Origin of the sequence: Acinetobacter chengduensis (assembly GCF_003664645.1) — a bacterium.
In the GTDB taxonomy this organism is placed as follows: domain Bacteria; phylum Pseudomonadota; class Gammaproteobacteria; order Pseudomonadales; family Moraxellaceae; genus Acinetobacter; species Acinetobacter chengduensis.
Genome location: NZ_RCHC01000039.1, coordinates 1 through 8,787, shown reverse-complemented (window position 1 = coordinate 8,787; position 8,787 = coordinate 1). Strand labels below are relative to the sequence as shown.

The following is an 8,787-nucleotide window of genomic DNA, read 5'->3' as shown; positions in this document are numbered from 1 at the left end:
ATTATATACAAATTTATCTCATTAAATCACTTTTTTGATGCTTGGTTAGTATGTGCTAAGAGCCTAGATTAATATATTAAATTGAAAACAGTACTACAGCATCAGAAAGAAAAAACCAACTGATGCATCACTTACGAAATTAGTATTCGTAGTTATTATTGATTGACCATTCTTGTAATTTTCCAAACTTGATCTGGTCATTAAAAAGCAAATCATTGTTTGCTAGCATCCTACTCTCATCTGTTGGACAGAAACCATCATCACAGTCTGAATCGACGACCCAGCAGCCGCGGACAAATAGGATTTCATTTCCTTCTTGCTCCAGCTGTTTTTCTACCCGTTGAATTGCTTCATCAATGTTTTTTGCGCCTAAATAAGCTGTCACATACGCATAGGATTCCGATGGATCCGATGCTTTTTTAAATTCAATGCCTACACAAAAAAGATGGTTTTTCATCATTTACTCCTCATTTATTTTTAGTCCAAATCTCTCATCAAACTTATTCAGATCCAGCAATTTTTTGCATCTAAAAAAACTGAACCTCTATAGAAAATAGGTCAGTAAGGAAAACCTCACTGACCTGTGTTTAAAACTTAATACGCCAATTTTAACAGAAATCTAAACAGTCCTGCGACCAAGGCCAAGCTTAAAAAACCAGCCAGCCATAAGCCAATAAACCATTTCAATTCAGAAATTTTCATTCAGCCTCCTTAATGATAACCCTCATCACCCACGCGCACTTTATCCCTGAAAACCCAATACGATAGTCCGGTATAAATAAGAATGATCGGAATTAAAATCAGTGCGCCAATAAGGGCGAACAATTGACTACTGGCAGGTGCTGCAGCCTCCCAGATAGTGATGGATGGTGGAATGACATAAGGCCATAAACTAATCAGAAAACCGCTATAAGCGAGAATCACCAAAGCCAAAGTATAAATGAATGGCAGGAACTCTTTGCGCTGCTTACAGGCTTTGATTGCCAGGAAAGTAAACAGCAGAACCAGTACGGGTACCGGGCTAAAATAAAAGAGTTGCGGTTGACTGAACCAGCGTTCTGCAATTTGAGGATGAGCCAAAGGCGTATAGATGCTGACACAAACAAAAATCATCAGTAATGAAATCAGCAGTTTTGGCATCAATTCAAACATGCGGTTCTGCAGCATTTTTTCGGTTTTAAAGATCAACCAGCCACATCCTAGCGTTGCATACAATACGACTACACTTAAACCGGTAAACAGGGAAAAAGGTGTTAACCAATCCAGACCGCCGCCAGTATAGATGCCATTCGTGGTTTCAATCCCCTGAATATAGGCTCCCAAAATCAGTCCTTGGAAAAATGAGCTCAAGATCGACCCCCAAATAAAGGCCTGATCCCATAAATGTTTGGTTTTATTGGCCTTAAACCGGAATTCGAAGGCAACGCCCCGGAAGATCAGCGCGATCACCATTAGAATGATTGGGATATACAGGGCGGACAGTACAGTGGAATACACTAAGGGAAATGCAGCAAATAATCCTGCACCACCCAGTACCATCCAGGTTTCATTGCCATCCCAGACGGGCGCGACGGTATTCATCATAACATCACGTTCCTGTCGATCACCAATAAAGGGAAATAGAATACCGATACCGAGATCAAAACCATCTAGCACGACATAGATCAGCACTCCTAATCCAATAATTAGAATCCAAATTAATGATAAATCGATCATTTTTGATTCTCCTGAGATTGTGTAGGACTTACTTTATCCAGATCGCTCTCCTCATCAATTGTACTTAAAGGACGTTTTGATGCCTGTATGACCGCCTGCTCACTATGGGGTGCCGAATGTATAAACTCCGGACCTTTACGCATCAATTTCAGCATGTAGAAAATGCCAACACCAAACACAATAAAGTAGACCATTACAAAAATGATCAGGGTTAAACCCACCTGTTCCGCTGAAACGGGAGAAAGCGTATCTTTGGTCCGTAAAATGCCATAAACCACCCAGGGTTGACGACCGACTTCAGTGGTAAACCAACCTGCAAGCAAAGCGATAAATCCTGAAGGTCCCATATATAGGGCAAATCTATGCAACCATACCGAGTCATAGAACTTGTCAGTTTTTCTTAGCCATGCACCTAGAACTGCCATTAAAATCATCAGTACACCCAGTCCGACCATAATCCGGAAACTCCAGAATATGACCAGCGAGTTTGGACGGTCTTCAGGTGCAAATTCCTTTAAGCCTTTGACTTCACCATCTAAGGTATGTGTCATGATCAGACTGCCCAGATTCGGAATTCCGATCGCATACTTGGTTTCTTCTGCTTCCATATCTGGAATACCAAATAAATACAGTGGCATGCCATGATCTTTATTGGTTTCCCAGTGTCCTTCCATAGCTGCCAGTTTGGCTGGTTGGTGTTCCAGGGTATTCAAGCCATGCATATCTCCGACAAACATTTGTAGAGGTGCCAATGCCAGAATCATCCACATGGCCATGGAAAATGATTTTTTCACCAAGGCATCACGACGGCCTTTTAATAAATGAAATGCGGCTGTGGAAGCTACTAGCAAAGCAGAGACCAGAAAGGAAGCCATTGCCATATGTGCCAATCGATAAGGGAAAGATGGATTAAAGACAATGGCAAACCAGTCTTGCGGGACAATAATGCCATTTTCAATGGTGAAGCCCTGAGGGGTTTGCATCCAGCTATTCGAGGACAGAATCCAGAACATTGAAATACAGGTGCCTATAGCCACCATCAGCGTTGCGAAAAAATGGGTTTTCGGTCCCACTCGGCCCCAACCAAATAACATAATCCCCAGAAAACCGGCTTCAAGGAAAAACGCACTTAAAACCTCATAAGCGAGTAATGGTCCTGTGACACTGCCGGAAATCCGTGAAAACTCACTCCAGTTGGTACCAAACTGATAGCTCATCACCACGCCAGAGACCACGCCCATACCAAAGGACAGTGCAAAGACTTTGATCCAGAACTTAAATAAGTCCCGGTATACTGGATCGTTAGTTTTAAGCCAACGCCATTCCAGAACGGCCAGAAAACTGGCTAAACCAATAGAAATTGCCGGGAAAATAATATGAAATGATACGGTAAATGCAAACTGGATACGTGCCAGTTCCAGCGCGGTTAGCCCTAAATTCATGCTGCCTCCTGCTGATCAATTGAATACAGGGAGGACATCAACAGCACCGATTGATGCAGTGAAACTGACACCCCTTGCCAGACATCGATCTTCTGGTATAGGGATGAAACCCGTATACCAGATACGCTATAGACTTTTTTGAGGGCGAACGAAACCATTACACTGTTAGCGAACAGCGAAAACTGAATTCTCATGATTAAAACTCTTTAAGATGTTGTGTAGTGCAAACAAAACAACTGTTTGACGTGACCAATCATGTCCTAAAGAGCCAAAGGAGGCGCCCTGCCCTGCGGCAGCAAATACAACTTCTGTAAGCTGAAATAGACATGCCGGAAGACAGGCTGATAGAAATTAAGTCGAACCTGAATCCGGTCCAGAACTTCATCAATCCCCAGCTTAAATGGCAGTACCAAATCACCATAAACCGTACAATATTGGCATTGATGGTTATGTTTATTGTGATCGTGGGAATGTTGAGGAATCAAATCCTTGAGCAGCTCATGATGAACTGAGTGGACATGATGATGATCGACAGGCGAAAGAAGATTGTGGGTAATCGACATACAGACCGGAGCAATGTGAAATTTTTCCGGCAGCAGAGGCTGTAAATATACTGCAATTTGCAAAAGTATGGCTGCAAATGCAATAAAGATTCCACTTCGCTTCAGCAAGTTTTCTCTCGACTGGCATCGAATAAGAGGGATACGCTGAATAAAAAGATGAAATTTAAAGATAAATTCCTACGTATTTACTCAACTTTTCATTCTACAAATATATAATATATACTTAGTTTTGAAAAGCAAAATAAATAAATAAAAAGTCAATTAAATTAAATGCTTAAAATTTAAAAAACTTTCTCTTACGGTTGATGCAGGAGAAAGTCATGTATTGTACAAAGAGTGTTCAGAAGAATACTTTGCTTACTTGAAATAATTGAGAGGCAATTTTAAGTAAGATACGCCATTTTGTTCTGGCTGAGGAAAACGTCCTGCATTCATATTAATCTGAATGGATGGCAAAATCAGTTCAGGCATTCTTAAGGTTGCATCACGTTTTTGACGCATTGCAACAAACTCCGCTTTTTCTGTACCAGTATGAATATGAATATTAGACTTTTTCTGAGTTTTGATATCGGTTTCACAGATGTAGTCATGACGTGATTCCGGTAAATAGTCATGACACAGAAAAACACGAGTGTTTTCAGGCAACTGATAGAGGGTCTGCACAGAATCAAATAAAGTCTCAGCACTGCCCTTCGGAAAATCACATCGTGCCGTTCCATAATCAGGCATAAACAAGGTATCACCCACAAAAACAGCATCCCCAATCACATAACTCAAGCATGCAGGTGTATGGCCAGGAGTAGGAATATTATAGGCTTTCAGGTTGCCAATATGAAATTCTTCGTGATCCTGAAATACATGATCAAATGTCTGGTAAGCATTGAATTGTTTGATATCAATGTTATAGATTGAGCTAAAGGTGTCCTGTACCAGTGAAATTCGTTCGCTCATCGCTGTTTTTCCACCGAGTTGCTGTTTTAAATACTGTGCTGCTGTTAAATGATCTGCATGTACATGCGTTTCCAAAATCCACTCAACCTGTAAGCCCTGCTCTTTGACATACGCGATGATTTGATCGGCATGCGTGGTAGATGTCACTGCTGAAGCAGAGTCATAATCGAGAACACTGTCGATAATCGCACATTGTTTTGTGGCCGGATCTGAAACTACATAACTGAATGTATTTGTTTTAGGATCAAAAAAATCTTTTACATTTGGTTGAGTCGACATAGTCTTACTCCTTTTTAAAATTTAGAAGCTCACAGAGCACATTTAAAACTTAGTTTTTGATACAAGGCAGGCCATTTTTCCACCAGGATTTCATACCACCTTTTAACTGTGTGACTGAATAACCCATCTTGGCCAATCTGCGTGTTGCAGGAATACTCCGGTGTGCCGATAGACAAATGGTCACCACAGGCTGATCCGGATCAAGCCCTAATGACTGTATTGTAGATTCGTTCAACTGTGTAATAGGTAAATTGACAGCACCTTCTATATGACTATGTTTAAACTCTTGAGCACTTCGGACATCAACAATCTGTACAATTTCCCGTTTCTGCCATAATTCCTGACAGGTAGTTTCAGGCACCTTGCCCCAAGGTAGATACATCAGAATGTTAAACATGATTTTCCTCTATTAGAACAGTGGTTATCCGTGACCTATATTTATAAGGATTTAAAATAAAAATAAGTAGTAAAATAAATATAAGCCAATCTTGGGTTAAACTTCAAATCTATCCTCATAGAAAATACAATGACTTTTTAATAACCAAACCTACAATGCAGTCCAACTTTAATAAGACTTTATTCGTTTCAGAATGATCTTACGCTTCCTATTCCATAAAGAAAAAATAAAATTATGTTTAGTAGCAGATTAAAATCGATTTTATCGTCTATTTTTCAATTATAAATTTTATATTTTGTTATATTATAACCTATGTAATGTCCATAAAAGTGTAGTGAAGTGCTCATGATGTTGGGAAGATTGCTGGGGTTATCAGCAATCTTGTTACAGATCGCTGTGTTCCTGCAGCCTTTATTACCAGAAAAACACAGTGTTTTTTCGGTATGTAAAACTGTTGCCGCAGCATTACATCTGGAAGTTACTAACGTTCTCCCACACCACAGCTTCGCAACATCACATCCGCATAGCAATCAAGCCAGCGGAGCAGACCAAAATCCTGCACATGTCTTCACACATGTGCAGGATCGGCATGAACATCAAGAGCGGGATGATGCACATACCGGTCATGACTGCCAGTTTTGCCTGGTGCACAGCTATACCCTACCGCTACTCGATACCAAACTCAGACTAGTACTGATCAGAACTCAGACCTTACTGCAGTTCTTCAGTACATTTGTCCCATATACGCTGTCCCTACCTGATCTGTGGTTCCTGATTCCTCAGGGTCGTGCTCCTCCTTTAACACTCATCCACTAAATCAGCAGATATGGTATTGCTGAGCAGTCTGCCGCAGTTTCCGATATGGCTGAAAATATTCATCTATCCAGAACATGTGAGCAGCTCACAATTAGCATCTTCAGTCACAGTGATCCTATCCGTAATAATGAATATGGCTTTTAATTTATCTGTATTCAAATTTATTTGAAATCCGGCTGTCACAGTCTCAATGACCTTTGGATTTTTCAAAGTGTTATTACAACTTTCTAGTATATCGATAAGGAGGAGACAATGATGAATCTACTTCAGCACGATCAGGCACATCTCCCAAAAAGTGATTTTAATAGCAGCTGTTGTCTGGATTTAGCACAACAAACTGTAAGGATCCGGCAAGCTCTCAATATTTCACAGACAGAACTAGCATCGAAACTGTGTATTTCCGCCCGTACCCTAGAAAGTTGGGAACGTGGAGTTCGTCATCCCTCAAGCTCAGCCCAAGCCTTGTTAAAACTCTTTATCAAGTCACCTCAGTTTGTTTTGGAAAATCTTGCTTGAATGGTATTAGCTATGTTTTTAAATAGTTTTTGTCACTACAAGTTTAACTTATGAATCATCATGAACCGATGCATACCTATAAAGAGCAGTAGTATCGGTTTGGTTTGGAGAAATCTTTATGGTAATTGTAATTACATCACAGAACCGACGTCATATTACTCCGCATGCCGGGAAATGCCGAAAATTCTGGAAATATGAGCTCAAAGATGGGAAAGTTATGGACAAACAGCTCATTGAGGTGGAGAAAGAAGCATCATTTTCTCAGTCGGGTGAGGTACTAGAAAAACTGTTACCTATGGACATGTTCATAACCACAGGGATGGGTGACAGATTGCGAGAAAAACTCAAAAATATTGGTGTACATGTTATTGTGACGGATGAAATTGATCCTGATAATTTTATTAACAGTTTACTTTAACTCGCCTATGAATAAAATCTAAAACCATAGCTAAAGTTTCCATTAAAAGTTAGTGGGAACTTTAGCTAATAAAATACATCTTACTAACTGCTATTTAATCAAAAAATTAAATTGCCTAGGCTTAAAATAAGTTGACACGATATTTCATATAAATACCTGATGAATTTCATCAGGTGTTTTTGATTTGTAAAACAGATACTTCTATATAAATTTTAAAAGGAAAAACCTTCTCAATCAGGTGAAGGTCTTTCCTAAAATTAACTTATTGTGAAGTATAGGAGCCATCTACCACATACTGGCTGCCCGTTACAAAGGATGCATCATCAGAGAGTAAGAAAGCAACGACCTGAGCAACTTCTTCAGGATTTCCTAAACGACCAACTGGGTGTAATTTTATCAGTTCAGCTTCATCAAACTCACTAATTAAAGGCGTTTTAATATAACCTGGATGTACTGAATTAATACGAATACCCTTTTCAGCATATTCTAGCGAAGCCGTTTTAGTAAGCCCGGTTACACCATGCTTAGCTGCAACATAACCAGAAATATTTTCAGTCCCAACTAAACCTAAAATTGATGCTGTATTCACAATCGCACCACCGCCGGCTGCCAATATTGCAGGGATTTGATAATGTAAGCCATAAAAGACCGCATTCAAATTAATATCAATCACACGACGCCAAGCTTCAATACTTAAATCTGCAATTGGCTGAACGTCACCCAATATTCCAGCGTTGTTAAAAGCTAAATGAAGCGCACCATAGGTGCTGACTGAAAATTCAACTGCTGCTTTCATGTCTTCAGGTTCAGCCGTATTGGCTTTATTCGCAGCCGCTTTACCGCCTAAAGATACAATTTCCTCAGCAACTTTTTGTGCTGCTTCAAAGTTAATATCCGATACTACAACACTTGCACCCTGCTTCGCTAAAAGCATAGCTGTGCTTTTCCCAATTCCAGAACCCGCACCAGTAACTAGGGCAACTTTATTTTTGAACCGATTTGACATAATAAAACCTCTTTTTAAAGTACTGCAATGCTGAATATTTGCATCACATTTAATAATTCACTTGTTTTTACTTCATCACTTGTATTGCAAATTGAATAACATGACATTTACCGCAATGTAATTTTCCCTCCTGTCTTTCTTGCTCTCCAACATAAAAATGATGGATATGATCCTGCTTGAAAACCTGCAAAATATCCCACGGATCGTATAAATATTCGATATTTTTAGGGCCACCAGTTTTATAGTTGATCTGCTCCTTTGAATACAGCTCACCGATAAACCATCCACCGTTTAGCAAAGATTTTCTTATGCCTTCTAAAACCTTTGTTTGCGTTTCTGTATCGAAATGACCAAATACACAAATCACGTTTTGATAACGCTCGGATGGCCATTTAGCTGCTGTTAAATCAACATGTCGGAGTTCAAGATTTATCCCTGTGGCTTCGGCTTTGCTGGACAGATGCTTCAAAGCAACATCGGAATAATCCCAAACTTCTGCCGAAAAAGGATAATTATCCTGTCTTGCCTGCTCAGCCAAGTACAGGATATTCCTTCCTTCTCCTTCAGCAATTGCCAGTGTTTTACCTTCAATCCGGATTTTCCGCGCAATTTCCTGGATAAACAGGTTTGCTGCTGTGCCGTATAGGTCCTGCGTCTGGGTATACAATTCATTCCAGTGCTGA

At 40.0% G+C, this 8,787-nt stretch carries 11 protein-coding genes; 3 read left to right on the top strand and 8 right to left on the bottom strand.

The genetic code is table 11. The annotated features are described in order from the left end of the window. Positions 1–139: 139 nt before the first annotated feature. From D9K81_RS17650 to D9K81_RS17620, 6 genes are all read right to left on the bottom strand, one after another. Positions 140–457 (bottom strand): hypothetical protein, encoded by a 318-nt coding sequence (locus D9K81_RS17650; RefSeq protein ID WP_086197091.1) that lies wholly within the window; start codon positions 455–457, stop codon positions 140–142. A gap of 254 nt (positions 458–711) precedes the next feature. Further along, complete coding sequence (gene cydB, locus D9K81_RS17645) at positions 712–1,716, bottom strand: cytochrome d ubiquinol oxidase subunit II (protein WP_086197093.1); 1,005 nt, start codon at positions 1,714–1,716, stop codon at positions 712–714. After that, positions 1,713–3,158 carry a cytochrome ubiquinol oxidase subunit I gene (locus tag D9K81_RS17640; RefSeq protein WP_086197094.1) on the bottom strand — a complete coding sequence of 482 codons (1,446 nt, stop codon included), beginning with the start codon at positions 3,156–3,158 and terminating at the stop codon, positions 1,713–1,715. The genes cydB and D9K81_RS17640 overlap by 4 nt, the downstream gene beginning before the upstream one ends. 260 nt (positions 3,159–3,418) lie before the next feature. Continuing rightward, positions 3,419–3,829 (bottom strand): DUF2946 family protein, encoded by a 411-nt coding sequence (locus D9K81_RS17630; protein ID WP_121523966.1) that lies wholly within the window; start codon positions 3,827–3,829, stop codon positions 3,419–3,421. A 249-nt stretch (positions 3,830–4,078) separates the two neighbouring features. Next, positions 4,079–4,951, bottom strand: coding sequence for an MBL fold metallo-hydrolase (locus tag D9K81_RS17625; RefSeq protein WP_120366194.1), 873 nt, complete (start codon positions 4,949–4,951; stop codon positions 4,079–4,081). Between the two features lie 49 nt (positions 4,952–5,000). Next, positions 5,001–5,348: a rhodanese-like domain-containing protein gene (locus D9K81_RS17620; RefSeq protein ID WP_120366195.1), complete on the bottom strand. Its 348-nt coding sequence runs from the start codon at positions 5,346–5,348 to the stop codon at positions 5,001–5,003. Positions 5,349–5,693: 345 nt separating this feature from the next. Between D9K81_RS17620 and D9K81_RS17615 the strand changes: the two genes are divergently transcribed. The 3 genes from D9K81_RS17615 (at position 5,694) to D9K81_RS17605 (ending at position 7,098) form a co-directional block, all read left to right on the top strand. After that, positions 5,694–6,164 (top strand): DUF2946 domain-containing protein, encoded by a 471-nt coding sequence (locus D9K81_RS17615; protein WP_121523964.1) that lies wholly within the window; start codon positions 5,694–5,696, stop codon positions 6,162–6,164. Between the two features lie 255 nt (positions 6,165–6,419). After that, a complete protein-coding gene (locus D9K81_RS17610; protein WP_121523972.1) occupies positions 6,420–6,680 on the top strand; it encodes a helix-turn-helix domain-containing protein in 261 nt (86 codons plus the stop codon). Positions 6,681–6,798: 118 nt separating this feature from the next. Beyond that, positions 6,799–7,098 carry a NifB/NifX family molybdenum-iron cluster-binding protein gene (locus tag D9K81_RS17605; protein ID WP_086197100.1) on the top strand — a complete coding sequence of 100 codons (300 nt, stop codon included), beginning with the start codon at positions 6,799–6,801 and terminating at the stop codon, positions 7,096–7,098. 262 nt (positions 7,099–7,360) lie between these two features. Here the strand turns inward: D9K81_RS17605 and D9K81_RS17600 are convergent, their stop codons facing one another. Further along, positions 7,361–8,104, bottom strand: coding sequence for an SDR family NAD(P)-dependent oxidoreductase (locus D9K81_RS17600; protein WP_086197164.1), 744 nt, complete (start codon positions 8,102–8,104; stop codon positions 7,361–7,363). Between the two features lie 67 nt (positions 8,105–8,171). Continuing rightward, a partial coding sequence (locus tag D9K81_RS17595; RefSeq protein WP_207667529.1) for a class I SAM-dependent methyltransferase occupies positions 8,172–8,787 on the bottom strand: 616 nt, incomplete at its 5' end.

Bases quoted from the DNA above. Each gene is read 5' to 3' on its own strand.
- D9K81_RS17650 (WP_086197091.1), bottom strand. From the start codon at position 457: ATGAAAAACCATCTTTTTTGTGTAGGCATTGAATTTAAAAAAGCATCG.
- cydB (WP_086197093.1), bottom strand. From the start codon at position 1,716: ATGATCGATTTATCATTAATTTGGATTCTAATTATTGGATTAGGAGTG.
- D9K81_RS17640 (WP_086197094.1), bottom strand. From the start codon at position 3,158: ATGAATTTAGGGCTAACCGCGCTGGAACTGGCACGTATCCAGTTTGCA.
- D9K81_RS17625 (WP_120366194.1), bottom strand. From the start codon at position 4,951: ATGTCGACTCAACCAAATGTAAAAGATTTTTTTGATCCTAAAACAAAT.
- D9K81_RS17620 (WP_120366195.1), bottom strand. From the start codon at position 5,348: ATGTTTAACATTCTGATGTATCTACCTTGGGGCAAGGTGCCTGAAACT.
- D9K81_RS17615 (WP_121523964.1), top strand. From the start codon at position 5,694: ATGATGTTGGGAAGATTGCTGGGGTTATCAGCAATCTTGTTACAGATC.
- D9K81_RS17610 (WP_121523972.1), top strand. From the start codon at position 6,420: ATGAATCTACTTCAGCACGATCAGGCACATCTCCCAAAAAGTGATTTT.
- D9K81_RS17605 (WP_086197100.1), top strand. From the start codon at position 6,799: ATGGTAATTGTAATTACATCACAGAACCGACGTCATATTACTCCGCAT.
- D9K81_RS17600 (WP_086197164.1), bottom strand. From the start codon at position 8,104: ATGTCAAATCGGTTCAAAAATAAAGTTGCCCTAGTTACTGGTGCGGGT.